This window comes from Klenkia sp. AC732 (genome assembly GCF_979256525.1).
Genome location: NZ_CEEDOS010000197.1, coordinates 1 through 232, shown reverse-complemented (window position 1 = coordinate 232; position 232 = coordinate 1). Strand labels below are relative to the sequence as shown.

The window sequence follows — 232 nt, the reverse complement described above, 5'->3', positions numbered from 1 at the left end:
GCGCCGACGGCTGGACATCGCCGCCTCGCTGATCGCCCGGCCGCGGGTGCTCTTCCTCGACGTGCCGACCACCGGGCTGGACCCGCGCAGCCGGCTGGGCATGTGGGAGTTCATCGCCGACCTGGGCAGCGACGGCACGACCATCCTGCTGACCACCCAGTACCTGGAGGAGGCCGACCGGCTCGCCGACGCGCTGGTGGTCATCGACCGGGGCCGGGTCATCGCCCGGGGC

General features: G+C 74.1%; 1 pseudogene. It reads left to right on the top strand.

Going from position 1 to position 232, the window contains the following annotated elements:
* Nucleotides 1-232 (top strand): annotated as a pseudogene (locus AC0IVP_RS22260) (daunorubicin/doxorubicin resistance ABC transporter ATP-binding protein DrrA); the annotation flags it as partial.